Genomic DNA, 25,637 nt, shown 5'->3' on the forward strand with positions numbered 1-25,637 from the left:
GGGGCCACGTGAAGGTTTACCTGCACACCTTCGGCTGCCGCGCCAACCAGTACGACACCGAGCTGGTGCGCGGGATGGTGCACGACGGCGGTGCGACGATCGTGGGGTCCATGTCCGAGGCGGACGTCGCGGTCCTCAACTCCTGTGCGGTCACGAGTGACGCCGTGGCGGACCTGCGGCAGCAGGTGCGCCGGGGCGCCCGTCAATCGCCCGGGCTCCGCACCGTGGTGATGGGATGTGCGGCCGCGATCGATGACGGGACCATTGCCGGGCTGCCCGGCGTGAGCCATCTGGTGGCTGGGGCGGATCTCTCGCGTATTGCCGAGGCGCTCAGTCTTCCCGTTCCCCTGCAGCGGCCGGCGCAGCAGACGGGGGCGCGCGCCCTCCTCCGGATCCAGGATGGGTGCGGCGAACACTGCACCTTCTGCGCGACGACCCTTGCACGCGGTGAGCATCGATCCCGACCGGCCCCGGAGCTGGTGCGCGAGGCGCAGGCCCTCGCGACCCACCATCCCGAAATCGTGCTGACCGGGATCCATATCGGCCACTGGGGACGCGAGCACGGGTCCTCGTTAGGTCTGTTGCTGCAAGCAGCTGGTGCGGGCGGTTCCCAGCGTGCGCTTCCGCCTGTCGTCGGTGGAGGCGAGCGAGGTGGACGGCTCGCTGCGTGAGTGTCTTGAGGAACGCGGACGCGTCGCCCCGCACCTGCACGCCCCGCTGCAATCCGGTTCGGACCGCATCCTCAAGCGCATGGGACGGCATTGGTACACCGCGACCTCCTATCGCGCGGCCGTGGAGGCAGTGGTTGGTGGACGGGACGCCTTTGGCCTCGGGGCCGACGTGATCACCGGCTTTCCGGGCGAGACGGAGGCCGACCACGCCGCGACGGTCAACCTCGTGCAAGCGCTGCCGTTCTCTTACCTCCATGTCTTTCCCTGGTCCCCTCGCCCCGGAACGGCTGCGCTGGCCCTTGGAGATCACGTGTCCCCGGAGGTCGCGAGTGCGCGGGCCGCCGAGCTGCGGCGACTCGGTGACCGAAAGGCACGCGAGTATGCACAGCGGCGAGCGGGGGGCGCGGCCGATGTCGTACTGGTCCGCGGAGCCGGGCAACAGGGGCTCACGGAGGATTACCTTACCGTCCGCGTTGCGGGGCCACCCCGTGGGCGCGGCGAGCGCTTCTCCGCCCGGTTGCAGCTCGAAGACGGAACCCTGCAGGCCACCCCGATCGCGCCATGACCGACCCCCGCGCCACGGTCTACATCGAGACCTACGGCTGCCAGATGAACGTGAGCGACACCGAGCTGATGCTCGGCAAGCTGGCGGCTGAGGGCTATGCGCCTGTGGACGCGCCTGAGGCGGCGGATGTCATCCTGCTGAACACCTGTGCCATCCGAGACCATGCCGAACAACGGGTGATCGGTCGCCTGGGCGAGCTCAAGCGCTCCATGAAGCCGGGGAGTGTCGTCGGGGTGACGGGGTGCATGGCCCAGCGCCTGGGACCGCAGCTGCTGACGCAGGCGCCGCACGTGTCGATGGTGGTTGGGCCGGATGGGTACCGCGCGTTGCCGCAGCTGGTGGCGCGTGCCCGGGCCGGCGACCGGTCCGTCGAGACGACCTTTGACCTCGAGGAACACTACGAGGACTTTTCCCCGCGTCGGCTCGACAAGGTGCGGGCCTGGATCCCGGTGCAGCGGGGCTGCGACTACAAGTGCACCTATTGCATCGTGCCGTTCACGCGCGGGACGGAGCGCAGTCGAGCGCTGGCCGACGCGGTGCGCGAGGCCGAGCAGGTGGTGGCCGACGACATCACCGAGGTGACGCTGCTCGGGCAGACCGTCAATTCGTTCCATGATGGCACCCATGATTTCGCCGACCTGCTGCGCGCAGTTGGCGCGGTACCGGGACTCCGTCGGTTGCGCTTCACCAGCCCGCACCCGAACGACTTCTCCGACCGGGTGATCGCGGCGATGGCCGAGGTGCCCGCGGTCTGCGAGCACGTGCACCTTCCGCTGCAGTCCGGGTCCACGTCGGTGCTCAAGCGGATGTTGCGTCGGTACACGCGGGAGGAATACCTCGCCTGTGTCTCGCGACTGCGCGAGGCCATTCCCAACCTGGCCATCACGACCGACATCATCGTCGGCTTTCCGGGGGAGACCGAGGAGGACTTCATCGAGACCCTGGAGGTCGTGCAGCAGGTCGGCTTTGACGACGGGTACACCTTCAAGTTTTCGGCGCGCGAAGGCACGCCGGCCACGCGAATGCCGGCGGAATTGACGGTGCCGGATGAGGTGGCCTCCGAGCGGCTGGCAAGGTTGATCGCCGTCGTGCGCGCCGGGTCGCGTCAGCGCAACCTCGGCCTGCTCGGCCAGCGCCGCGAGGTGCTCGTCGAGAAGGCGGCGCGTCGTGGGGACCTGATGCAGGCGCGATCACGCGACTTCAAGACCGTCCTCGTGAGTGGCGACGACCAGCTGTTGGGCCAATACCTCAATGTGGAACTCACGGGGACGACGGGCTCGACGTTCACCGGGACGCGAGTCGCCGCGCGGAAGGAGCTGCCGGTCGGCTGAAGCACACTGGCCCGGGCGCCCCGGTGCCTGTGCGATCCGTCACACCCGGGAGGCATCCGGGCGCACGGCGTGTCCCATCCCCGGGCGAGATCGTCCTGCTGATGTTGCTGACCTCGCCATGAAGAACGCGCTTGAGGAAATCGCTGCCGACGTGTTCGAGCAGCTGCGCCGCCGCAATGCGGGATTTTGTTCGTGCCTGCAATGCCGGGATGATGCCATCACGCACGCGCTCAACAAGATCCGACCACGCTACATCAGCGGGTCGCCGGTTGGCTCCGCGGTCACCCGCGTGGCGTTGTCACAGTGGCAGGTGCGAGCGGAGTTGTCGGTGGTCATGATCGACGCGATGCGGCGGGTGCACGCGCATCCGCGACATGCGCCGCTCGTGCCAGAGGCTGTGCACAGCGGGTAGTCCCCGGGGCCGGAGTGCCCCGTGCCCCTCATCACCGTGGTGTTCCTCGCGTATGCGAGCGGTCTGTGGCTTGCCATCGGCGGGCGACTGGTGGTCGGGCTGGTCGTCGCCACCCTCCTCGCGATCGCTGGGTGTGCGAGGCGGCGTCCCGAAGGATGGTTGGCTGCCCTCACGATGGGGCTCGCCCTGGCCACCGGTCGGGAGACCGCGCGGATCGATGCGGGGTGCCGCGCCGCAATGTTGCGCGGTGGGGTTGTCGAGGTGCGACTCCTGGAGCCCTTGCGGACCGGGAAGAGTGCCGGGGCCCGCGCGCTGGAGCCGTGCGGCGTTCGTGTCCGGGTCACCGCGCGCGCGGCGGCAGCGGCCGGAAGCGTGCTTCGCGTCGAAGGGAGTGTGCGCCGCGCGGGCGGGACCCTCGCGATCCGCGGCCGTAGCGTCACGGTGCTCGAGCCGCCGGGGCTCATCGCCCGCAGTCGTGCCCGCGTGGGTACGCGGATCGACCAGCTGTTTGGTGCGGATGGGGCGCTGGTGCGCGCGCTGGTGCTGGCGGAGCAATATGACCTCGATGTTGAGCTGCGCACCCGGTGGGCGGATGCGGGGATCATTCACATGGTGTCGGTCTCCGGGCTGCACGTATCGATCATTGCCGGGGCACTCGTGGGGGCGTTTGGGGCGTTCGGCTGGCCGCGCATGCGCGCGGAGGCGGCGGCGTTGGCCGTGCTCCTCGCCTATGTGGCCTGGATCGGGTGGCCGCCCCCCGCCGTGCGTTCTGCGGTGATGACGGCGTGGACCCTGATGGCCCGCTGGCAGCAACGTCCACCCGCCGTGTGGGCAGTCTGGGGGGTGGGGAGCGGGATCTCGCTGGTCGACCCGCACGTCGTCACGGACCTTGGGTGGCAGCTCTCGGTTGTGGGGATGGCCGGGCTGGTGGCGTCTGGCCGACTGGTGGAGTCGCTTCGCTTGCGCAGGCCGATGGTGCGCTACCTCGTCGAGGGCGCGGTGGCGACCGGGATTGCCACGATCGTGAGCGCCCCGATTGTCGCGTGGACCTTTGGTCGCATCAGCATTGCCGCCGTTGTGTCCAACCTCGCCGCCGCGCCGCTCTTCAACATCGCCCAACCGTTGCTGTTCCTGGCCGTCGTGCTTTCCTGGGTTCCCGAGGCGGTGATCGGGTTGGTGGTCGATGCCGCGCGGGGCGCACTGGCCCTCATCAACGTCGTCGCCCGCCTGGGGGCGCTGGTGCCGTTCGCCACGGTCAGCGTGTCGCCGGACGCCTTCACGGCCACCTGCCTGGTGATCGTCGCCACCGGCCTCGTCCTGGCCGGGGCCATGCGTGAGGTGCGGTGGGGGATCACCATCCTCCTCGTCGGTGTGGTTGGGGCGACATGGGCCCGAGTGATTCCGCGCGGCAACGGGCGGGTGGAGATGCACGTGATTGACGTGGGGCAGGGTGATGCGTTGGCGATCCGCACACCGCGCGGGCGCTGGATCCTGGTCGACGCGGGACCGTCGTGGGACGGCGGCGACGCCGGTCGGCGCACCGTCGCCCCCTACATTCGGCGGTTTGGTGGCGATGTGGTGCACCAGGTGATCACGCACCCGCACCTGGACCACTACGGGGGTGTGCCCGGGGTGCTCTCGCCCCTGGCGGTCGATTCGGTGTGGGAGGGTGGGGCGCACGCCAACAGGGGGTATGTCGACTGGCGCTCGCGCGAACGGCGGCCGTGGGGGGTATTGTCTGCCGGCGATTCCCTGCGGCTGGATGGGGTGGTGGTGCGTGTGCTCGCGCCGTCTCGCCCGTGGCGCGAGTCACAGGAGAACCCTAACGAGGCCAGCGTCGTGCTGCGCGTCGAGTTCGGGGCACAGCGGTGGTTGCTGACGGGTGACGCCGAGGCCGGTGCGGAGCAATGGCTGCTGTCGCACGGTCGGGACGCGCTGGGCGCGACCGTGTTGAAGGTGGGACATCACGGGAGTCGATCGAGTTCGTCACCCGGTTTCCTTGAAGCGGTGACGCCCCGCGTCGCCGTGATCTCGGTCGGTCGCGACAACGACTACGGGCATCCCTCCGTCGAGGTGTTGCAGCGGCTCGACGCGCTCGGCACCCATGTGTTGCGAACGGACGACGAGGGGACGATCGTCCTTTCGTCGGACGGGCACTCGCTGGAGGTACGAACGGAATGGGGGTATTGGCGCTACCGCGGGCCCTGATCGAGCTGGTCCTCGGCCGGGTGGAGGCAATGCCGACGGTGCTCGTCAGGGAGTTCCCGGAGCTGGCGGTGATGCGTCTCCGGCGCGGCGGGCTGCTGCCGCGGCTGGGGGGGTGGTTCCTTGGACAGGGCAGTGTGGCCGGTATCACGGTCCGCCGGACGGTCTTTCTGGGCGTTGGGGCCGCCATAACTGCGGAACTACTCTTGCACGAGCTTGCCCACGTCCGGCAGTTTGAGGCATTCCGGGCCTTTCCCCTCAGATATTGGTGGGAGTCGGCCCGGCGCGGGTACCTGGCGAATCGGTTCGAGGTGGATGCTCGTCAATTCGCCGCACGTCGACTCGACCGTCGTCTGGTCGACTCTCCCTGGAACGAGGATCCCTGAACGTGGTCAAGCACACCGCGACGTCGGTCGTCACGATCGAGCGCTTCATCATCGAGCAAGAGCGGAATTTCCCCCAGGCCACAGGCCAGCTGTCGGGGATCCTCCAGGACATTGCCCTCGCCGGCAAGCTCATTACCAACAAGGTGCGGCGCGCGGGCCTGGTCGACATTCTTGGCGCCCTGGACTCCGAGAACGTGCAGGGCGAGATCCAGCAGAAGCTCGATGTGTTTGCCAACGAGACCATCGTGAAGGCGATGGACCACGGTGGTCGCTTGTGTGCCATGGCGTCGGAAGAGGAGCCGGAGATCATCCCGATTCCCGACCAGTTCAAGTGCGGCAACTATGTGCTGTGCTTCGACCCGCTGGATGGGTCGTCAAACATCGACGTGAATGTGCCCGTCGGCACGATCTTCTCGGTGATGCGGAAGATCACGCGAGGGGTGCACGGTGAGTTGGAGGACGTGCTGCAGCCCGGGCGTCGGCAGGTGGCGGCCGGCTACATCATCTACGGCTCCAGCACCATGATGGTGTACACCACGGGGCACGGGGTGCATGGCTTCACACTCGATCCGTCCATCGGCGAGTTCCTCCTGTCGCATCCGGACATCAAGACCCCACGGCGCGGGCGCTACCTCAGCGTGAACGACTCGTACGAGCAGTATTGGGATGAGCCGGTGAAGGCGCTGATGCGTCGTTACCGCGGCCTCGACGGGCAGCAGAAGGCGATGAACGTGCGGTACGTGGGCTCCCTGGTCGCCGACTTTCATCGCAACCTGCTCGGCGGTGGCGTCTTTGCCTATCCCGCCAACACGCAGTCGCCGCGGGGCAAGCTCCGCATGCTGTATGAGTGCAACCCGCTGGCGTTCATCGTGCAGCAGGCCGGTGGGGCCGCCACTGATGGGATCAACGACATCCTGGATGTCATCCCCACCGAGCTGCACCAGCGCTCCCCGCTTTTCATCGGTAGTGCCGACGACATCGAGACGGCGAAGGACATGCTCGCCAAACGCGTCGCCTGAGCCGCACCCGCGGGATGGAAGGGCCGGGGGGCGATCGCCGACAGCGGCGGCCGCCCCCCGTCATCTTCCCCGTGCCCGCGACCCGCATGCACGGACTCCCCATTATCCTCCCCGCATGACCAAACCTGCGTCCAGCGAGCGGCTTTCGCCGGCTGGGATTCCCCTCAAGGTGGCCTACAGCGAGGCCGACGTCGGCCCTGGATTGGCCGAGCGCCTGGGCACTCCGGGGCAGTGGCCATTCACGCGCGGTGTGCAGCCCACGATGTACCGCGGCCGCTTGTGGACCATGCGCCAGTACGCCGGCTTCGGCACCGCCGCGCAGACGAATGAGCGCTTCAAGCACCTGTTGGCCGCCGGACAAACCGGGCTCTCGGTCGCCTTCGACCTTCCCACGCAGATGGGGATCGACAGCGACTCGTCGCGCGCGCTCGGCGAGGTGGGTCGCGTAGGGGTGGCGATCGACACCGTCGAGGACATGCACACCCTCCTCGACGGCATTCCGCTCGACCAGGTGTCGACCTCGATGACGATCAATGCCACGGCGTCCACGCTGTTGGCCATGTACCTCGTGGTGGCGGAGGAGCGGGGGATCGCACGCGCGAAGCTCAGTGGCACGATCCAGAACGACCTGCTCAAGGAGTACATCGCGCGCGGGACGTACATCTACCCGCCCGCGCCGTCGCTGCAGCTGATCGCCGAGATCTTTCGCTTCTGTGCGGCCGAGGTGCCGGACTGGAATCCGATTTCGATCAGCGGGTACCACATCCGGGAAGCCGGGGCCACCGCGGTGCAGGAGCTGGCCTTCACGATGGCCAACACCCTGGCCTATGTGCAGTGTGCCCTTGATGCTGGCCTGGCCGTGGACACCTTTGCGCCGCGGCTCTCGTTCTTCTTTGCCGCGCATAACGACCTGTTCGAGGAGGTCGCGAAGTTCCGGGCCGCCCGACGGATGTACGCGCGCCTGATGCGCGAGCGGTTTGGGGCGAGCGACGCCAGCGCCCGGTTGCGCTTCCACACGCAGACCGGTGGGGTGACCCTCATGGCCCAACAGCCGCTGAACAATGTCGTTCGCGTCACGGTGCAGGCTCTGGCGGCCACGTTAGGCGGGACGCAGTCCCTCCACACGAATGGCTACGACGAGGCGCTGGCCCTCCCGACCGCGGACGCGGCGACCCTCGCGTTGCGCACCCAACAGGTGGTGGGATACGAATCCGGGGTGGCCAACACCGTCGACCCACTGGCCGGCTCGTACTTCGTCGAGGCGTTGACGGACGAACTCGAGCGCCAGGCCACGGCCCTGGTGGAAAAGGTCGACACGTTGGGCGGTGCCGTCGCGGCGATCGCGCAGGGGTTCTTCCAGGAAGAGATCGCGCGCAGCGCCTACGCCCACCAATTGCGGGTGGAGTCGGGGGAGTCGGTGGTTGTGGGGGTGAACCGATTTGGGGACGGGCAGGAGCCGCCGGTGATTCCCACGCCGGATTTCTCAGCGCTGGAGTCGGAGCAGGTCGCTCGCGTGCGCGTGGTAAAGGGGCGTCGGGATGCCGCAGCGCTCAGCGGCGCGCTGGACCTGCTGCGGACCGCTGCGGGGGCTCCCGGAGCCGTGCGGCCGGCGCTCATGCCACTGATCATCGATGCCGTCAGGGCGCGGGCCTCGGTGGGCGAGATCTCGGACTGCCTGCGGGGCGCCTGGGGCGAGCACCGCCCGGGCTGAGTCGGGCGGCGCCTCCGGGCTTGGTTTTTGGACCTCCTGTCGCGGGGGATGGCGCATCCCGCTCCGGGCGGGACCCCTGGCGACATGATGCCGCGGGTGGATGTGAGGTCCCCGCGCTACCACCGGCCTTCTGGCGCGGCTAAGTTATTTGCGGTCCACCACTTGCAACGAATCTCGGGAATGCCGACGTACCAGTTTCGCTGCCCCGACGGCACCATCGTCGAGCGCATCTTCAAGATCAGTGAGGTTCCCGCCACCATCCCCGTGCCCAACGGCGAGGGGGAGGCGGTGCGGATGATCTCCGGCGGTGCCGGGCTGATCTTCAAGGGGTCAGGGTTCTACATCACCGATTACGGGAAAGACGGCAAGAAGGACCAGCGGGAGGCGTCGAAAGGCGAGGCCGCGAAATCCGATTCGAGCAAGGCTGACACCCCCAAGGCCGACGCGGCACCGGCCAAGGCGGAACCCACGAAGGCCGCCCCGGCATCGGGTAGTTCGGGCGGGAGCGAATGAGCGCGGAGGAGATGCTCCGCGGCGCGATCGCCCGCGCGGCGGTGGACCTGGGCGCTGCGGCCGACTTTGCGGCCCACCTGGAGCGTCCGCGCGATCCGTCATTTGGGGACTGGGCGTCCAACGCCCCGATGGCCCTCGCCAAGGTGTTGCGTCGCAAGCCGCTGGACATCGCGCACGACCTGGTGGCGCGCCTGGACGTGGCGGCTGCAGGGGTCCGCGAGGCCTATGTCGCGCCGCCGGGGTTCATCAACTTCCGGATGGCGGCGGGGGCCGAGGCGGCTCGACTCGCCGAGATCATTAGCACCGGTGCGCAGTACGGCCGTTCGACCGAGGGGCAGGGGGCGCCCGTCAATGTCGAGTTTGTCTCGGCCAACCCGACGGGGCCGCTGCACGTGGGGCATGGCCGGCAGGCCGCGTTAGGCGATGCCGTCGCCGCCCTGTTGGAGGCCACCGGGTGGACGGTGACCCGCGAGTTCTACTACAACGATGCGGGCGTCCAGATCGCCAACCTCGCCTTGAGCGTCCAGGCGCGCGTCCGCGAACTGGCCGGGATGCCGCTCGTGATCCCCGAGGGGGGATACCACGGGGAGTATATCGGGGATATCGCGCGCGCCTACGTCGCGGCCCACCCGGAGGACGCGCGGGGGGAGAACCTCGATCAGCTGCGCACCTTTGGCGTCGCGGCCCTCCGTCATGAACAGGACCTGGACCTGCAGGCGTTCGGGGTGAAATTCAATGTGTACTACCTGGAGTCGTCGCTGTATACCGACGGCCAGGTTGAGGCGACCGTCGCCATGCTGCAGGGAGCCGGCCATACCTTCGAGAAGGATGGGGCCCTCTGGCTGCGCACGACGGACTACGGCGACGACAAGGACCGCGTGATGCGGAAGTCGGATGGGACGTATACGTACTTCCTGCCGGACGTCGCCTACCATGTCACCAAGTGGCGTCGTGGCTTCCACCGCGCCATCAACGTCCAGGGCGCGGACCATCACAGCACGGTGACGCGCGTGCGCGCCGGGCTGCAGGCCCTCGAGATGGGGATCCCCGAGGGATACCCGGAATACGAGCTGCACCAGATGGTCACGGTGATGCGCGGCGGCGAGGAGGTGAAGATCTCCAAGCGGGCGGGCAGTTACGTGACCGTGCGTGATCTCATCGACGAAGTGGGCCGTGACGCGGTGCGCTACTTCTTCCTCATGCGCAAGTCGGAGTCGCCGCTGGTCTTCGACGTTGAGCTGGCGCGCTCGCAGAGCGAGGAGAATCCCGTGTATTACATCCAGATGGCGCACGCGCGCCTCTGCGGGATCTTTCGCGTCGGCGAGGTGGACCCGTCGACGATCCACGGGGCCGGGGTCGACTACGCCGTGCTCGACAGCGACGATGAACGCGAGCTGGTCAAGGCCCTGCTCGGCTATCCCGCGCTGCTCGCCACGGCAGCTCGTTCGCGGGCGCCGCATCTCGTGGCGTCGTACCTCCTCGATACGGCACGCCTCGTCCACACCTGGTACCACAAGCACCATGTGCTCGGGGAGGCCGACGCCGTACGGGCGGCTCGGCTGGTGCTCGCACGGTCCGCGCAGGTCGTCCTGCACAACGGCTTGCACTTGTTAGGCATCACTGCTCCCGAGCGCATGTAGGTCCGGGTGCCCGGCGCACCACCCACGGCGTTCCACGCGACTTCCTCCGCCCCTTTCCTCGCTCCATGTCTGTCCTCGTCGTAGGATCCGTTGCCCTCGATTCCGTGGAGACGCCGTTCGGCAAGGCCGACGAAGTGCTGGGTGGGTCCGGCACCTTCTTCGCGGCGTCGGCCTCCCACTTCACCCCGGTGCAACTGGTCGGGGTGGTCGGTTCCGACTACCCGGTCCAGAAGCTGGAGGCGCTGCGCGCGCGCGGCGTGGACCTGGGCGGGCTCGAGCAGGCCGACGGCGAGTCCTTTCGCTGGCGCGGTCGCTACCGGCATGACCTCAACTCGGCCGAGACCCTGGAGACGCGGCTGGGGGTGTTCTCGCACTTTCGCCCCAAGATCCCGGCGGCCTTCCGGCAGGCGCCGTTTGTCTTCCTGGCGAATATCGACCCTCGCCTGCAGCTGGAGGTCCTCAAGCAGGTCGAGCGGCCCCGCCTGGTGGCGTGCGATACCATGAACTTCTGGATCGAGAGCCGACGCGCCGACCTGGTCGAGTTGCTGAAGCATGTGGACGTCCTGTTGCTGAACGATGGCGAGGCCCGCCAGCTCACCGAGCAGTCCAACCTCGTGAAAGCCGCACGCTGGATCCTCGAGCGTGGCCCCAAGCACGTGGTGATCAAGAAGGGCGAACACGGCGCGTTCATGTTCACCGGCTCGACGGTCTTCTTTGCTCCGGCGTACCCGTTGGAGGACGTCTTCGACCCCACCGGGGCGGGCGACTCTTTCGCGGGCGGCTTCATCGGCTACCTGGCGCGCACCGGAAAGCTGGATGAGGCACACCTGCGGCGGGCCGTGGTGTACGGCTCCACCATGGGATCGTTTGCCGTGGAGCGCTTCTCGATCGGGCGACTGCTCGAGATTGATCCCACCGACATCCGGAATCGCCTCGACGAGTTCCGACGCCTGGTGGCCTTCGAGGAGGAGATGCCGGCGTGAGCGACCGTCTGGACTACCGGAGTGCCGGGGTCGACCTCCACGCGGCGGATGACGCCAAGGGGCGGATCCAGCGACTGGTGGAGTCGACGCGCACGGCCGGATGTGTCGGAGGCTTTGGATCGTTTGGCGGAATGTTCCAGGCCCCAGGAGCTCCGGGCAACGTGCTCGTGGCCAGCGCGGATGGAGTGGGGACGAAGATCAAGGTGGCGATCGAGGCCGGACGGCACGACACGATCGGCCACTGCCTGGTCAACCACTGCGTCAACGACATCCTCGCGCAGGGGGCGACGCCGATGTTCTTCCTGGACTACGTCGCGTTCGGCGCACTGGTGCCGGCCGTGGTCGAGGGGGTCGTCGCTGGCGTCGCCGCCGGGTGCCGCGAAAACGACTGTGCCCTCATCGGGGGCGAGACGGCCGAGATGCCCGGACTGTACACGCCGCCGGACTATGACCTCGCGGGGTTCATTGTCGGCGTCGTCGCAGCGGACGCGGCCATTGGCGCGGAACGCGTCCGCGAGGGGGACGTGCTGATCGGCTACGAGAGCTCGGGGTTGCACACCAACGGGTACTCGCTGGCCCGACGCATTGTCTCTGAGCGGATGCGGCTCGGAGTCCAGGACCCATTCCCCGGCGAACGTGGTGCCTCTACCGCCGACGTGTTGCTGCGGATCCATCGTTCGTACCTGGCCGCCGTCCGGCCAGTACTCGGGCAGGTGCATGCGCTGGCGCACATCACGGGTGGGGGCCTCCCGGGAAACCTGAACCGTGCCCTTCCGTCGACCCTCGACGCCGTCGTCGACCTCAGCAGCTGGGAGATCCCGAACCTGTTCACCCAGCTCGAACGGGCCGGCGGGGTGGATCGAATGGAGATGTTCCGCGCGTTCAACATGGGGGTTGGGGCGGTCTCGATTGTCGAGACGGGGGATGTGGAAGGGGTGCTCGCCGCCGCGGCGACGGCGGGTGTGCGTGCCTGGCGCCTGGGGGCCGTCGTCCCTGGGACAGGAACTGTCCGCCTCACCGGAGGGTCTGCATGAAGCTGATTCCGTACTTCGTTCTCGCGACGATGGCGCTGGCTCGCACCGGCGCGGCGCAGGGTGCCACCGTCGATAGCCAGTGCCGGGGTGCGACGGCCACCCAGCGCGCCTCACAGGACGCCTGCCAGAAGGCGATCGACCTCTTCCAGTACATGGCCCCGCAGCTTGCCGGCGCGATCACCGGCGGGAATGCGGCCCTGGGTGAGCACTCGTCGCGCGGGGGCGCGGGTCGATTTTCGGTCGGCGTCCGGGTGAACGCCGTGCGCGGTCGGCTGCCCAACGTGGAGGCTGTCACGCCGTCCACCAATGGGGCGGTGGTGAGTGATTACACACCGGAAGAACAGATCCTGCCCGTCCCGGTGGTGGACGCTGCCCTCGGCGTCTTTCCGGGAGTCTACATCGGGGGAACGCAGGCCCTCGCCGTGGACGCGTTGTTCAACCTCGCCTACCTCCCCTCGGTGAACGAGACCGATGTGCGCCTTTCGCTACCCGATGGGTCGGTGAAGGTCGGATTCGGGGCGCGCGTGTCGGTCGTCCAGGAGACGTCGTTTTCTCCCGGGATCGCCGTGACCTGGCTGCAGCGCAATCTGCCGCGCCTGGACCTCGTGGCGACTCCGGGGAGCGACCAGCTCAACGTGAACGACTTTCTGGCAAAAACCACGGCGTGGCGTGCGGTCATCGGGAAGAACCTCGGCTTCGTGGCGCTCAGCGCCGGGTTCGGACAGGACGAGACCGAAGTGTCCGCCGTGGCCGACGTGAGCGTCGTGCGCAGCGGGGTGACCTATACGGCCGGTCCGATTGCGGCGATCCAGTCCCTCACCCGGGACAACGCCTTTGGATCGGTTGCCCTCCGCCTGCCGGTGTTTTCGCTGATTGGGGAATACGGCCGGATCAGTGGTGGGAAGATCTCCACGTACAACACGTTTGGCAGCACGCGCGCCGACGACGCACTCGAGTACGCGTCGGTGGGCTTTCGCCTGCGGTTCTAGGCGCGCCATGCCACACCGGCGGAGCCACGAACACGGGTGACGGACCTGCACGGAGTGGACGGGCGCTGGATGGCGCGTGCCGTTGAGCTGGCCCGGCTGGGGTGGGGACAGGTCGCGCCGAATCCGCTGGTCGGTGCGGTGGTCGTCCAGGGCGATCGCGTCGTCGGCGAGGGCTATCATGCCCGATTCGGTGAGGCGCACGCCGAGGTGGTCGCCCTGCGGGCCGCTGGCGAAGGCGCCCGTGGGGCCACGCTGTACGTGACGCTCGAACCGTGTGCGCACCAGGGAAAGACGCCGCCCTGTGTAGACGCCATCCTCACGGCGGGCATCGCGCGGGTCGTGGTGGCCGTGCGCGATCCCAATCCCGTGGCCTCCGGTGGACTGGAGCGCCTGGCGACGGCCGGTGTCGACGTGGCGACGGGGGTGGGCGAAGCCGCTGCGCACGAACTCAACGCGGCCTTCCTCACCAGCCACACGCGGTCGCGTCCCTGGGTGACGCTCAAGATGGCGATCACCCTCGACGCCGCGATCGCTGATGGAACGCACACCACCAGCCGCATCACCGGACCGGCGGCGCGGCGCTTCGCCCACCAGCTGCGCGCCGGGCACGATGCGGTGGCCGTCGGAATGGCCACGGTGCGTATCGACGACCCGCAGCTGACGGTGCGAGACGGCCCGGCGCCCCGCGTGCCGCCGACCCGAATCGTGTTTTCCCGCAACGGGCGGCTCTCGTTGACATCCACGCTTGCGAACTCGCTTCGCCAGGGGCCGGTCGTGGTCACCGCGTACGACATGGATCCGGGGTACGAACACGGCCTGCGTCAGGCCGGGGTGGACGTGGTCGTCGGAGGCGACCTCCACGAGGTGATGGACGCGTTAGGCGCGCGGGGGCTGCGGTCGATCCTCGTCGAGGGGGGCGCGGGGGTGGCCGCGTCGCTCCTCGAGGCGGACCTCGTCGATCGCCTCATCCTCGTGCAGTCGCCGACCGTCTTCGGCGCAGGCTCGCTGGGCGCATTTAGCCGGGTCACGGCGCGGCGCGCGGAAGCGGCGCCGCGGTGGCGCGTGATCACCCGAGAGATCCTCGGCGATGATATTGCCACGACCTACGCCGTCCGGGAGGACTGACGATGTTTACCGGACTGGTCGACGACGTGGGCACCATCGCGGCCGCCACGGACACCGAGGCGGGCCGGACCTTCACGGTGCGGTGTGGTTATGACGGGCTCGCCGTTGGGGAAAGCATTGCCTGCCATGGGGCGTGCCTCACGGTCCGCGAACATGGGACGGGCTGGTTCACCGTGGCCGCCGTGGTCACAACCCTCGGGCGCACGACCATGGACCAGTGGGGGGAAGGGACCCGCCTGAACCTCGAACGGGCGATGCGTGCGACGGATCGGTTCGGCGGTCACATCGTCCAGGGGCACGTGGACGGCGTGGGGGTCGTCACGGCCGCCCAGGCCCATGGGGACGCCTGGCTGATCGACGTCTCGGTGCCCCCGGAGGTCGACGACTTGCTCGTCCCGCACGGCTCGATCACCGTGGACGGCGTGAGCCTAACGGTCAACGCGCTCCCTGCGCCGCGTACGCTCCAGCTCTCGATCATCGACCACACCCTGCGTCATACGACCCTGGGTGCCCTCCGTCCGGGGGATCGCGTCCACTTGGAGGCGGATGTCATCGGCAAGTATGTCCGTCGGCTGCTGCAGCCCCGGCTCCCGGCTGATTAGGTTGCCATCCATGGCATTCGGCACCGTCACGCAGGCACTGGAAGACCTCCGGCAAGGCAAGTTCATCGTCGTCGCCGACGACGAGGACCGCGAAAACGAGGGGGACCTGATCTGTGCGGCCGAGCTGATCACCCCGGACATGGTCAACGTCATGCTCCGCGCCATGGGTATGATCTGCGTCTCGCTGACACCTGAGCGGGTGGCCCAGCTCGAACTCCCAATGCAGGGCCTCGAGAACACCGAGGCCATGAAAACGGCCTTCACGGTCACCGTGGACGGGGCCGCGGAATACGGCGTCACCACGGGGATCAGCGCGAGTGACCGGGCGACCACCATCCGGCTCCTGGCCGACCCGACCCGAGGCCCGGAAGACCTGCGCCGTCCCGGACATGTGAACCCGCTGCGCGCCCGCTCTGGCGGTGTGCTTCAACGCGTCGGGCACACCGAGGCGGCGGTGGACCTGTGCCGCCTGGCCGGCCTCCAGCCCGCCGGGGTGATTTGCGAGATTCTCGGGGACGACGGGGAACCGATGCGTCGCGACGCCCTGGCGACGTACGCGGCAGACCGTGGCTACACGTTTATCACCGTGGCGGCCGTCGTGGCCCATCGGCTCCAGAATGAGCGCCTGGTGCAACGAGCGGCCGAGGCGCGGCTTCCCTCGGATATTGGTGGCGATGGCTGGCGCATCGTCGGGTACCGCAATGCGGTGGATGACCGCGAGCACGTGGCCATCGTGTACGGCGACGTCGCGGGCGAGGACGGGGTGCTCGTGCGGATGCACTCCAAGTGCCTCACGGGCGACGTCTTCCACTCGCGTCGCTGCGATTGCGGATGGCAGCTGCATACCGCCATGGAGATGATCGCCGCCGAAGGACGTGGGGTGGTCGTCTACCTGGACCAGGAAGGGCGCGGCATCGGGTTGATCAACAAACTGAAGGCCTACGCCTTGCAGGACGGCGAGGGCCATGACACGGTGGAGGCCAACGAGAAGCTCGGCTTCAAGTCGGACCTGCGCAACTACGGCATCGGTGCGCAGATCCTCCTCGACCTTGGCCTGCGCTCGATTCGGGTGTTGACTAACAACCCGATGAAACTCAAGGGACTCAACGGATACGGGTTGGAGATCGTGGACCGGGTGAAGATCCAGGCGCCGGCCACCGAGGACAACGCCGGCTACCTGGAAGTCAAGCGCACCAAGATGGGCCACCTCGCGTGAACTCGCATGGCTGAATTCGCAGGAACTCCTGAGGGACGCGGGGCGCGGGTTGGCGTCGTGGTGTCCCGGTTCAACGAGACGATCACGCGCCGGCTGGTGGATGGCGCCCTGGATGCGCTGGTGCGCCACGGGGTGGCACTTGATGACATCGATGTCGTCTGGGTGCCCGGGGCGTGGGAGCTTCCGGTGGCCGCCCGACGGCTCCTGGGCACGGGACGCTACGACGTGCTCGTGGCCCTCGGCGCGGTGATCCGCGGCGACACCCCCCACTTCGACTACGTGGCCGGAGAAGCCGCCCGCGGCATCGCACAGGCATCCGAGGAATACGAGACGCCCGTCGGCTTCGGGTTGTTGACATGCGACACGATGGAACAGGCCGAGGCGCGCGTGGGTGGCAGCCACGGGAACAAGGGATGGGACGCGGCCCTCGCGGCCCTGGAAATGTCGGACCTCTTCGAGCGATTGGATGCCACTGACGAGGAGTGAGGTTCGGCTGCGCCGGCAGGCGCGCGCGCGCACGTTGCAGGCGCTCTACGCATGGGAAGCCGCCGGATCGATGTCGATCGGCGATGCCGCGATGCGGCTCTGGGACGACCTTGCCCTCTCAGCGGAGGTTCGCGAGCTGGCCGGGCCGATGATGCGGACGGTGGAGGCCCACCGCGAGCAGATCGACGCGGCGATCGTGGCCGCCGCCGACAACTGGCGCATGGAGCGCATCGGGGCCATCGAGCGCGCGGTGCTTCGCCTCGCGACGGCCGAACTCATCCGGGGCGAGGTCCCGCCGCTCGTCGCCATCCAGGAAGCCCTGCACCTGACGGAACGCTTCGCCAGCCCCGGGAGTGCGAAGTTCGTCAACGGGGTCCTCGACACGATCGCGCGGCGCCTCGGGAGGCTCTGACGTGCGGTTGCTCGTCGTCAACTGGCAGGATCGCGAGAATCCCCAGGCCGGCGGCGCCGAGATACACCTGCACGAGATCTTTGGTCGCCTGGCCGCGCGTGGGCACGAGGTGACCCTGCTGTGTGGCGGCTGGCCGGGCTGTGCGCCACGCGTTGAGCTGGATGGCATACAGGTGCACCGCGTCGGCACGCGGTACACCTTTCCCCTGCACGCGCGCCGGGCGTTCGCCGCCCATCACGCGGGCCGGCATGACCTGGTGATCGAGGACATCAACAAGGTGCCGCTCTTCACGCCGCGTTGGGGGGGACCGCCCGTGGTCGGGATCATCCCCCACCTCTTCGGCGGGACGGCCTTCCAGGAACTGCCAGCGCCGGTGGCCGCAGTCGTGTGGCTCGCTGAGCGACCGATCCCCTGGGTCTATCGCGGGATTCCGTTCCAGGTGATCTCGCAGAGTACGGCGGATGACCTCGCCGCGCGCGGAGTGCCTCGCGAGGCGATCGAGGTGATCTACTGTGGAATCGATGCGCAGGGGTACACACCGGCGCCGGACCAGCGTTCCGCTCGACCGGTGTTCGCGTATCTGGGCCGGCTCAAGAAGTACAAGCGCGTGGACCTGATCATTCGGGCCTTTGGGCAGCTGCAGCACCGGGACGCGACGCTCGAGATCGCCGGCGCGGGCGACCACCGTCCCGCGCTGGAACAGTTGGTCGCCTCGCTTGACCTCACCGCACGCGTTCGGTTTCTTGGGCGGGTGAGCGAGGAGGAAAAGCGGTCGTTGTTGCGTCGCGCGTGGTGCCTCATGCTCACCTCACCCAAGGAAGGGTGGGGCATCACCAACCTTGAGGCGGCGGCCAGTGGAACGCCGGTGATCGCGTCGGACTCGCCGGGAATCCGGGAGTCCGTTCGTCATGGCGACACCGGCTACCTCGTGCGACATGGCGACGTGCAGGGGCTCGTGCGCGAGATGGAACGTCTGGCGAGTGATCGAACCGTGGTCGAGCGACTGGGTGTCGGCGGGCGACATTTCGCCGAGACCTTTACATGGGAACGGACAGCGGACGAAACCGAGGCACACCTCACCCGGGTGTTGACGCGAGGATAAACGATGGAGATTACGTGGCAGGCCCATCATGCCGTCATCAGTGATCGCCTGAAGGCCAAGGCGTCGGCGGCGCTGGACAAACTGGAACGGAGGTTGGATCGAGCCGTCCGGGCGACCGTGCGTTTTGAGCGGGAAGGGACGCGCTGTCGAGTGGAGATCGTCGTCACGACCCCGCGTCACCGTCCGTTGGTGGCCGAGGGAAATGGCCGCTACTACGGTCCGGCACTCGTGGTCGCATTCAAGCACCTGGAACACCAGGTCGCTGCGGAAAAGCGGACGGCGAAGGATCGCGCCCATCGGGCCGCGCGCCGGTGACCGCCGTCGTCACGGTCGATCGCCTGGTGGAGCGCCTCCGGGATTCGATTGCGCTGGAGGAGCTCACCGGACATGACGGCAAGGGGCGCGTCGTGGCGAACCCCGACATCTCGAGCCCGGGGCTTGCCCTCGCCGGGTTCGTCGGGCGGTTCATGTCGGAGCGGTCGCAGGTCCTGGGTGAGACCGAGATCACGTATCTCGCGTCGTTGGGTGACGACGAACGGCGTCGAAACCTCGCGCAGTTCTTCTCCTTTGCCCTGCCCGTGGTCTTTATCACGAAGGGATTGGAGCCGCCGGCGCCGCTCATTGAGCTGGCTCGTGACGCTGGCGTCCCGGTGCTGCGCACGTCGCTCAAGACCAACGAGTTCTACCGACGGGCCAAGCCGGTTATCGAGGCAGTCTTTGCGCCGTCGACCACCTTGCATGGATCGTTGGCCGACGTCTTTGGAGTCGGCGTGTTGTTTACCGGGGCCTCGGGGATCGGAAAGTCCGAGTGTGTGCTGGACCTCGTCGAGCGGCGGCACCGGCTGGTGGCGGACGACCTCGTCCTGGTGACGCGTCGCGGGAACGATGTGTTGATCGGTCGCGGGCATGAGCTGCAACGGCACTACATGGAGATTCGCGGGGTCGGCTTGATCGACATCCCGGCGATCTTCGGCATCCACGCGGTGCGACAGCAGAAGCGGATCGAGGTCGTGGTGCAGCTGAAGGAGTGGACCGAAGGCACCGTCGTCGACCGGACCGGGCTCGATGGCGAAGTGACGACGATCCTCGGTGTGGAGCTGCCGTTGATCACGGTCTTCCTGAACCCCGGCAAGAACATCACCGTCATCGCGGAGGTGATTGCCATGAACCACCTTCTCCGGTACAGCGGGATCGACCCGGCCGAAGCCTTCAACCAGCGCTTGGTGGGGCACATGCGGCAAGCCGCCGATGTCCGACGCTACCTGGTGGAAGACGATGAGTAGCGCACGGGCCATCGTGGCCTGCCACGGAGAGCTGGCCGCCGGGCTTGTCTCGGCCGTGCAGCAGATCACCGGACGCGGGGACGCGCTCGTCGCGTTAAGCAATACGGGACTCGGGGCGGCGGACGTGCAGGCCAGGCTCCACGCGCTGGTCCTGGAGACCGGGGCCCATGTCGTCTTTGCGGACCTGCCGGCGGGGAGCTGCACGATGGCCGCGCGGCGCCTGCAGCGGGAGATGCCGGGCCTGACGGTGGTGGTGGGCGTCAACCTGGTGGCCCTCCTGGACTTTGTGTTTGCCGAGGGCACCGATGCCGTGGCCGCAGGGCACGCGGTGGAGCGTGGGCGCGAGGCGTTGCACGTCGTCGTTGGAGGGACGCCCAGTGGGCGTTGAGATCTTTCGCGTCGACGACCGCCTCATCCATGGCCAGGTGGTCGTGGGATGGGGGCAACCGCTCGACGTGCGGTCCATCGTGCTCGTCGACGATGAAGTTGCCGCGTCCGCCTGGGAGCAGGACCTCTACCGCATGGGGGTGCCCGAGGAGATGGACGTCTCCTTCGAATCGGTCGAGACCGCCGTGGCCCGGATGGACGCCCTCATCGACGATTCGCGCGGGGTGGGGATCCTGCTCACCGCCGACGTCTTCACCATGCAGCGGCTGGTGGCGGGGGCGCCGCGGATCCGCCGGGTAAACCTCGGCGGCATCCACCACCGACCCGGCCGGGTACAACGACTGCGCTACATCTTCCTCTCCGCCGAGGAGGAAGCAGTCCTGCGCGCCATGGTGGCGGCGGGCGTTGAGGTGGAGGCCCAGGACGTCCCGGCGGCGGCCCCGGTCCCCCTGAACGAGCTGCTGGCCGGCGACGGGGCCCGATGACGATCGCCGAGTGGATGTCGTTAGGCCTCCTCGGCGGGGTGCTTGGACTCGACACCGTGAGTTTTCCGCAGGCGATGATCTCGCGGCCCCTGGTGGCGTGCACCGTTGCGGCCGCATTTCTTGGCCAGCCGCTTGCCGGCCTCTTCCTCGGGGCGTTGGTGGAGTCGTTTGCGCTCGAGACCCTACCCGTGGGCGCGTCCCGCTATCCGGAGTGGGGCGCGGCGTCCGTGATTGGCGGGGCCCTCGTCGCCCGTTCGCCCCAGTGGCACGAAGGCACCGTCGTCCTGGCCCTGCTCGCGACCCTGGTGACCGGGTGGTTTGGTGGGTGGTCGATGGTGAAGCTGCGGCAGGTCAACGCCGCGTGGGCACACCAGCGACAGGATGCACTGCGGGAGGGCGATCGGCGCGCGGTCACGGCGCTCCAGGTCCATGGGCTCATCGCAGATCTCGTCCGCGGCATGGTCGTCACCCTGCTCGCTGCCGCGTTGACCTTCCCGGTGGTGGCCTGGCTCGACGCGCGCTGGAGCCTGGATGCGGTGCTCACGCGCGCCACCCTGGTTACCATCGCCGGGATCGTCGCCGGCGGCGCGGCACACAAGGTCTTTCACGGAGTCCCGCGGACCCGCTGGTATTTCCTGGTTGGGGGTGTGCTCGGGCTTCTCGCCGTGTGGTCACGATGAGTGCCCCCGCCGTTCGCCTCCCGTTCCGGACCAGGGCCGCCATCCTGGTTCGATCCCTCGCGATCCAGGCGTCCTGGAACTACGAGACCCTGGTTGGCGCGGGGATCGGCTTCGTCATCGAGCCCGCGTTGCGGCTCCTGCCGGGCGGGGTCGGCGGGGTGGCATATCGCGAAGCCCTGGCGCGCCAGAGCCAGTACTTCAACGCCCATCCGTACATGGCGTCGGTGGCCGTTGGCGCCCTCGCCCGCGCGGAGCTGGACGGGACCCCGCCGGCCCGGATCGAGCGGTTCCGGTCAGCCCTGTGCGGTCCGCTGGGCGCTTCCGGGGACCGCCTTATCTGGGCAGGCTGGCTGCCCTTGAGCGTCCTGTTCGGTCTGCTCGCATTCGGCTTGGGCGCCGGGCCCGGGCTCACCCTGTTGGTGTTCCTCGGCACCTACAATCTCGGCCACCTTGCGCTGCGGGTCTGGGGATTGCATGTCGGGTTCTCCCGGGGACTCCAGGTTTCACAGGCGCTGGGGACCCCGGTGTTGCGACAAGGTCCGACCTGGGTGAGCCGGGCCGGTGCGTTACTCGCTGGCGTGGCGATCCCCCTGGCGATGCACCGCGGGCTCGGGGTGAGCGGTCCGGTGGACGTGGTGCTGTTGGTGGGGGTGCTGGCCGCGGCTGCGTTAGGCGGCCTGGGGGTGGCCCGCTTGCAGGGGCGCTACGAGGTGTGGAAATGGAGTGTGGGTGTCTTGGTGCTGCTCGTCCTCTTCGCCACGGTGGTCACATGATCGAACGGGCCCTGCAGGTCACGAACCGCAATGGGATCCACGCGCGTCCGGCCGCCGAGATCGTGAAGGTGGCCGCGAAATTCCAGAGCGAGATCACGATGGCGCGCGACGACCTCGAGGTGAACGGCAAGAGCATCATGGGGGTCATGATGCTCGCCGCGGAATGCGGGGCCACCGTGCTCCTGCGTGCCAAGGGGCCCGATGCCGAGGACGCCGTGAGGGCGCTGGGCACGTTGTTCGAGAGCCGGTTCGGGGAGCGTTAGCGTGGAGCGCGTCCTCAACGGGATCTCGGCCTCGCCTGGCATCGTCATCGGACCGGCGCACCTGCTGCGCTGGGAGGTGCCGGATGTGCCGCAGCGCATCGTCCCCGATGAGGACATTCCGGCGGAGATCGCGCGGTTCCACGAGGTGATGACCCGGGCGCGCGAGCGGCTGGACGCCGTCCGGGACCGCGCCGCGCGGCAGGCGGGGCCCGAGGAAGCGTCGATCTTCGAGGCGCAGCGCATGATCCTCGATGACGCCGCGCTCGTCAGCCAGGTGGAGTCCTATATCCGCCAGAATCTCGGGGCGGAGAAGGCGTTCGACGTGGTGATGCAGGAATTCCGCCAGCACTTCGCGCGGAGCCCTGTCCCCATGCTGCGCGAGCGGGTCGGCGACCTGACGGATGTGCACATCCGCGTGCTGTCGTTGATGTTGGGATTGGGTGACCATGACCCGGTGGATGTGCGCAAGGGCGCCAATGCGATCCTCGTCACCCACGACCTGACGCCCAGCCTCACGGTGCAGCTGGACCGCGAGGCGATCGCCGGCATCGCGACCGAGGCGGGCACGCGCACGTCCCACGTCGCCATCCTCGCCAGGTCGTTAGGCATCCCCGCGGTGGTCGGCCTGCGGGACGCCCTGCAGCGCCTGCGCGGTGATGAGACGCTGGTGCTCGATGGATCAAGCGGGATGCTCATCGTGAACCCCAGTCCCGCGGAGGTGAAGACCTTCGAGCGACGGGCGATTATCGAGAAGCAGGATGAGGCGGAACTGCAGAAGACCGCCGACGCCGAGGCGCTCACGACCGACGGCGTGCGGATCATCGTGCGCGTCAACGTGGACCTGCCGGAAGAGGCGGCCCACGCGTCGCACGCCGGGGGTGAAGGCGTGGGGCTGATGCGCACCGAGTTCCTGGTCGTGGGGCGCGCGACGATGCCGGATGAGGAGGAACAGTACCGCGAATACGCGCGCGTCGTGGAAGCGTTTGGGTCGCATCCGGTGGTGATTCGCACCTTCGATATCGGGGGCGACAAGCTGCCAGTGGGTGGGTATCCGCATGAACCGAACCCCTTCCTCGGCTGGCGCGCCATCCGGATGTGCCTCGACGAGCCGGAACTGTTCAAGACGCAACTGCGCGCGCTGCTGCGGGCCGGACTGCATGGCGATGTCCGGATCCTGCTCCCCCTGGTCGTAACCCTCGACGAAGTGCGTGCCACGCGCGTGCTCCTGCGCGAGGCCATGGCCGAGCTGGACGCGCGGGGCGTCGCCTACAAGCGCGATGTCCCGCTCGGGGTGATGATCGAGACGCCGGCCGCGGCCATGGCCATCGACACCTTCCTCGACGAGGCCGAGTTCTTCAGCATCGGAACCAACGACCTGGTGCAGTACTCGCTCGCCGTCGATCGGGGCAATGCCAATCTGGCCGACCGGTTCACGCCCTTGCATCCGGCCATCCTGCGTTTCATCCGCCGGACCGCCGAGGTGGCGCAGCAGGCAGGGCTGGAAGTGTGCGTCTGCGGCGAGATGGCCTCCGAGCCCCTCCTCGCCTTCGTCCTGGTGGGGCTGGGGATCCGGCAGCTCAGCGTGAATCCGCGCTCCGTGGCGCTGGTCAAGCGGATCATCCGCGGGGTCAGTGCGTCATTCGCCGCCGAGGCGGCCGACGCCGCCACCTCGGCGCGCACCGCTGCCGAAGCGCAGCGTGAGCTGGAGTTCCGGCTGAAGGCGGCCTTCGGGAGTGTCACCTTCATGTGGGAAGCGGTGCACTAGGGGAAGCGGCTCCGGCCCCAGAAGCCTTCCGGTGTTTGCAGGAGTCCCTCCAGTCCGGTGCGCTTGATGGCCAGGGTGGCTTCGCGCTGCGCGTCGTCAAGCACTCGCCCCTCATTTACCGACAGGACGCGTCGGTCGCGCATCAGCACGCGCCCATCCACGAGCACGGTGTGCACGTCGTTGCCGTTCGCGAAGTACGCGACGCGGTACAGCGGCATCTGCAACGGCATCATGTGCGGGCGGTAGGCGTCGATGAGGATGAGGTCCGCCTTCTTGCCGGGTTCGAGGGATCCCACGTCGGCGGCGATGCCTAGCGCACGCGCCGCATCGATGGTCACCATCTCCAGCGCCTTCCCCGGCGGCAGGACCTTGGTGTCGCGCCAGGCCGCGCGGTGGTAGCGCATCGCCTGGAACATGTGGCGGAACATGTCGTAGCTGCGATCCGGGGCGACCCCGTCGGAGCCGAGCATCACGGTCGCGCCGGCGTCCAGCAGCTCAACGAGTCGGAAGGGTTCGCGAATGGCCGCATTGGCGCTCGGGTTGTGCACGATCTTCGTCCCGGTCCGCGCGACAATCGCCACCTCCTCATCCGTCATGCCGGTCGCGTGGGAGAGCAGGGCGTCGGGCCCAAGGACGTTGAAGACCTCGTGCGCGAACTTCACGCTCCCGCGCGAGTGTCCATCCTGCGTGAACAACAATCCATGCTTGCGCGACAGCTCGCGGGTCGCCCGGGCCTGGCTCACAAGTGAATCGAGCGCCGCACCGGCGAGCGGCGTCTGCTCGGGGTGGTGCGTGGGAAAGGCCATCGCGACATGGAGGCGTCCGTTGGACGCACCATTCCATTTCTGGATCAGCGCCTCGGAAACCTCGAGCTGCCGCTCGAAGGTGACCGAGACGGGACGCGCACTGTCGCCATCCCACTGGGTGTAGGGTTTGGGAAACGGTGGGCGTCGTGGGCCGACGGCGAGGAAGAATCGCAATCCGACGCTGTCGGTCGCCTCCATGTAGGCGTTGCCGTACCGAACGTCGTCTGTGCGCATCACCATGTCGCCGCCCCCGAGGAAGGTGAGCGCCGTCGTCACCCCGAAGCGCACACGCTCGACCCCGGTGAGGTATGCCTCCGCGCGCCAGAAGTCGACGGAACTCCCCGTGGCGTAGAGCTTCTCGGTGGCCGGGTACCAGTCCCCGGTGTCCATCCCGAGGGACTTCACGAGGCCGTGACCGGCGTGGCCATGCCCGTCGATCAGCCCCGGCATCACGATCATGCGCCGCGCGTCGATCGTCTCGCGGGCCGTGTATCGCGCCTGGAGTTCGGCCGTTGGCCCAACGGCGACGATGCGATCCCCACGCACCGCGACCGCGCCGTCCTCGAGGACGCGACGCAGCGAGTCCATCGTGACCACGGTGCCGCCGGTGACCAGGATATCGGCCGACTCGCGAACGGCGCCGCGCTCGGCGCACGCGAGTCCCGCGAACACGAATAGCGAAGTGACAAGACGGTGGCGCGCCTGGGGCATGAGACGGGGGGAAGGGAGTCGGGCATACCTTAGCACCGAAATCGGAGATGCGCGCGCGGGGGATGAGGCCGTACAATTGGAG

28 protein-coding genes are annotated in these 25,637 nt (G+C 68.2%); 27 read left to right on the forward strand and 1 reads right to left on the reverse strand.

All coding sequences use genetic code 11. The features are described 5' to 3' along the window. The first annotated feature begins 8 nt into the window (after positions 1 to 8). The 27 genes from IPK85_16910 (at position 9) to ptsP (ending at position 24,038) form a co-directional block, all read left to right on the forward strand. Positions 9 to 671, forward strand: a complete 663-nt coding sequence (locus tag IPK85_16910) for a hypothetical protein (GenBank protein MBK8249060.1) — start codon at positions 9 to 11, stop codon at positions 669 to 671. After that, entirely contained in the window at positions 616 to 1,236 is a 621-nt protein-coding gene (locus IPK85_16915) for a hypothetical protein (protein ID MBK8249061.1), read from the forward strand. Before IPK85_16910 ends, IPK85_16915 begins: the two co-directional genes overlap by 56 nt. Then, positions 1,233 to 2,567, forward strand: coding sequence for a tRNA (N6-isopentenyl adenosine(37)-C2)-methylthiotransferase MiaB (gene miaB / locus IPK85_16920; GenBank protein ID MBK8249062.1), 1,335 nt, complete (start codon positions 1,233 to 1,235; stop codon positions 2,565 to 2,567). Before IPK85_16915 ends, miaB begins: the two co-directional genes overlap by 4 nt. A 118-nt stretch (positions 2,568 to 2,685) precedes the next feature. Beyond that, complete coding sequence (locus IPK85_16925) at positions 2,686 to 2,979, forward strand: late competence development ComFB family protein (protein ID MBK8249063.1); 294 nt, start codon at positions 2,686 to 2,688, stop codon at positions 2,977 to 2,979. A gap of 21 nt (positions 2,980 to 3,000) precedes the next feature. Further along, positions 3,001 to 5,187: a DNA internalization-related competence protein ComEC/Rec2 gene (locus IPK85_16930; GenBank protein MBK8249064.1), complete on the forward strand. Its 2,187-nt coding sequence runs from the start codon at positions 3,001 to 3,003 to the stop codon at positions 5,185 to 5,187. Further along, positions 5,157 to 5,570 carry a hypothetical protein gene (locus IPK85_16935; protein ID MBK8249065.1) on the forward strand — a complete coding sequence of 138 codons (414 nt, stop codon included), beginning with the start codon at positions 5,157 to 5,159 and terminating at the stop codon, positions 5,568 to 5,570. The genes IPK85_16930 and IPK85_16935 overlap by 31 nt, the downstream gene beginning before the upstream one ends. Before the next feature lie 2 nt (positions 5,571 to 5,572). Next, the gene (fbp, locus tag IPK85_16940; protein MBK8249066.1) at positions 5,573 to 6,589 is read left to right on the forward strand and encodes a class 1 fructose-bisphosphatase; all 1,017 of its coding nucleotides are present in this window, start codon (positions 5,573 to 5,575) and stop codon (positions 6,587 to 6,589) included. A 115-nt stretch (positions 6,590 to 6,704) separates the two neighbouring features. Then, complete coding sequence (locus IPK85_16945) at positions 6,705 to 8,300, forward strand: methylmalonyl-CoA mutase (protein ID MBK8249067.1); 1,596 nt, start codon at positions 6,705 to 6,707, stop codon at positions 8,298 to 8,300. A gap of 180 nt (positions 8,301 to 8,480) precedes the next feature. After that, positions 8,481 to 8,813: a zinc ribbon domain-containing protein gene (locus IPK85_16950; GenBank protein ID MBK8249068.1), complete on the forward strand. Its 333-nt coding sequence runs from the start codon at positions 8,481 to 8,483 to the stop codon at positions 8,811 to 8,813. Beyond that, positions 8,810 to 10,453 carry an arginine--tRNA ligase gene (locus IPK85_16955; GenBank protein MBK8249069.1) on the forward strand — a complete coding sequence of 548 codons (1,644 nt, stop codon included), beginning with the start codon at positions 8,810 to 8,812 and terminating at the stop codon, positions 10,451 to 10,453. Before IPK85_16950 ends, IPK85_16955 begins: the two co-directional genes overlap by 4 nt. Before the next feature lie 65 nt (positions 10,454 to 10,518). Next, the gene (locus IPK85_16960) at positions 10,519 to 11,436 is read left to right on the forward strand and encodes a sugar kinase (GenBank protein ID MBK8249070.1); all 918 of its coding nucleotides are present in this window, start codon (positions 10,519 to 10,521) and stop codon (positions 11,434 to 11,436) included. Between the two features lie 8 nt (positions 11,437 to 11,444). After that, entirely contained in the window at positions 11,445 to 12,470 is a 1,026-nt protein-coding gene (locus tag IPK85_16965; protein ID MBK8249071.1) for a phosphoribosylformylglycinamidine cyclo-ligase, read from the forward strand. Then, entirely contained in the window at positions 12,467 to 13,459 is a 993-nt protein-coding gene (locus tag IPK85_16970; protein MBK8249072.1) for a hypothetical protein, read from the forward strand. Before IPK85_16965 ends, IPK85_16970 begins: the two co-directional genes overlap by 4 nt. Before the next feature lie 36 nt (positions 13,460 to 13,495). Then, positions 13,496 to 14,584: a bifunctional diaminohydroxyphosphoribosylaminopyrimidine deaminase/5-amino-6-(5-phosphoribosylamino)uracil reductase RibD gene (gene ribD / locus IPK85_16975; protein ID MBK8249073.1), complete on the forward strand. Its 1,089-nt coding sequence runs from the start codon at positions 13,496 to 13,498 to the stop codon at positions 14,582 to 14,584. 2 nt (positions 14,585 to 14,586) lie between these two features. Further along, positions 14,587 to 15,186: a riboflavin synthase gene (locus IPK85_16980; GenBank protein ID MBK8249074.1), complete on the forward strand. Its 600-nt coding sequence runs from the start codon at positions 14,587 to 14,589 to the stop codon at positions 15,184 to 15,186. 10 nt (positions 15,187 to 15,196) lie between these two features. Beyond that, positions 15,197 to 16,402: a bifunctional 3,4-dihydroxy-2-butanone-4-phosphate synthase/GTP cyclohydrolase II gene (locus tag IPK85_16985; GenBank protein MBK8249075.1), complete on the forward strand. Its 1,206-nt coding sequence runs from the start codon at positions 15,197 to 15,199 to the stop codon at positions 16,400 to 16,402. A gap of 6 nt (positions 16,403 to 16,408) precedes the next feature. Beyond that, a complete protein-coding gene (locus IPK85_16990; protein MBK8249076.1) occupies positions 16,409 to 16,888 on the forward strand; it encodes a 6,7-dimethyl-8-ribityllumazine synthase in 480 nt (159 codons plus the stop codon). Continuing rightward, the gene (gene nusB, locus IPK85_16995; GenBank protein MBK8249077.1) at positions 16,869 to 17,300 is read left to right on the forward strand and encodes a transcription antitermination factor NusB; all 432 of its coding nucleotides are present in this window, start codon (positions 16,869 to 16,871) and stop codon (positions 17,298 to 17,300) included. The genes IPK85_16990 and nusB overlap by 20 nt, the downstream gene beginning before the upstream one ends. Position 17,301: 1 nt before the next feature. After that, on the forward strand, positions 17,302 to 18,402 hold the full coding sequence (locus tag IPK85_17000; protein MBK8249078.1) for a glycosyltransferase family 4 protein: 1,101 nt from the start codon (positions 17,302 to 17,304) through the stop codon (positions 18,400 to 18,402). Positions 18,403 to 18,405: 3 nt separating this feature from the next. Continuing rightward, positions 18,406 to 18,717, forward strand: a complete 312-nt coding sequence (locus IPK85_17005) for an HPF/RaiA family ribosome-associated protein (GenBank protein MBK8249079.1) — start codon at positions 18,406 to 18,408, stop codon at positions 18,715 to 18,717. Beyond that, on the forward strand, positions 18,714 to 19,685 hold the full coding sequence (gene hprK, locus IPK85_17010; protein MBK8249080.1) for an HPr(Ser) kinase/phosphatase: 972 nt from the start codon (positions 18,714 to 18,716) through the stop codon (positions 19,683 to 19,685). Before IPK85_17005 ends, hprK begins: the two co-directional genes overlap by 4 nt. Further along, complete coding sequence (locus IPK85_17015) at positions 19,678 to 20,073, forward strand: hypothetical protein (GenBank protein MBK8249081.1); 396 nt, start codon at positions 19,678 to 19,680, stop codon at positions 20,071 to 20,073. The genes hprK and IPK85_17015 overlap by 8 nt, the downstream gene beginning before the upstream one ends. Continuing rightward, positions 20,063 to 20,557, forward strand: a complete 495-nt coding sequence (locus IPK85_17020) for a PTS sugar transporter subunit IIB (GenBank protein MBK8249082.1) — start codon at positions 20,063 to 20,065, stop codon at positions 20,555 to 20,557. The genes IPK85_17015 and IPK85_17020 overlap by 11 nt, the downstream gene beginning before the upstream one ends. After that, positions 20,554 to 21,237 carry a PTS sugar transporter subunit IIC gene (locus IPK85_17025; protein ID MBK8249083.1) on the forward strand — a complete coding sequence of 228 codons (684 nt, stop codon included), beginning with the start codon at positions 20,554 to 20,556 and terminating at the stop codon, positions 21,235 to 21,237. The genes IPK85_17020 and IPK85_17025 overlap by 4 nt, the downstream gene beginning before the upstream one ends. Beyond that, the gene (locus tag IPK85_17030) at positions 21,234 to 22,010 is read left to right on the forward strand and encodes a PTS system mannose/fructose/sorbose family transporter subunit IID (protein ID MBK8249084.1); all 777 of its coding nucleotides are present in this window, start codon (positions 21,234 to 21,236) and stop codon (positions 22,008 to 22,010) included. The genes IPK85_17025 and IPK85_17030 overlap by 4 nt, the downstream gene beginning before the upstream one ends. Next, positions 22,007 to 22,273, forward strand: coding sequence for an HPr family phosphocarrier protein (locus IPK85_17035; protein MBK8249085.1), 267 nt, complete (start codon positions 22,007 to 22,009; stop codon positions 22,271 to 22,273). Before IPK85_17030 ends, IPK85_17035 begins: the two co-directional genes overlap by 4 nt. Position 22,274: 1 nt before the next feature. Beyond that, entirely contained in the window at positions 22,275 to 24,038 is a 1,764-nt protein-coding gene (gene ptsP / locus IPK85_17040; GenBank protein MBK8249086.1) for a phosphoenolpyruvate--protein phosphotransferase, read from the forward strand. Here the strand turns inward: ptsP and IPK85_17045 are convergent. Further along, the gene (locus IPK85_17045; protein ID MBK8249087.1) at positions 24,035 to 25,555 is read right to left on the reverse strand and encodes an amidohydrolase family protein; all 1,521 of its coding nucleotides are present in this window, start codon (positions 25,553 to 25,555) and stop codon (positions 24,035 to 24,037) included. The two genes, ptsP and IPK85_17045, sit on opposite strands and share 4 nt — an antisense overlap. Positions 25,556 to 25,637: the final 82 nt, after the last annotated feature.

The organism is Gemmatimonadota bacterium (assembly GCA_016712265.1).
In the GTDB taxonomy this organism is placed as follows: domain Bacteria; phylum Gemmatimonadota; class Gemmatimonadetes; order Gemmatimonadales; family Gemmatimonadaceae; genus RBC101.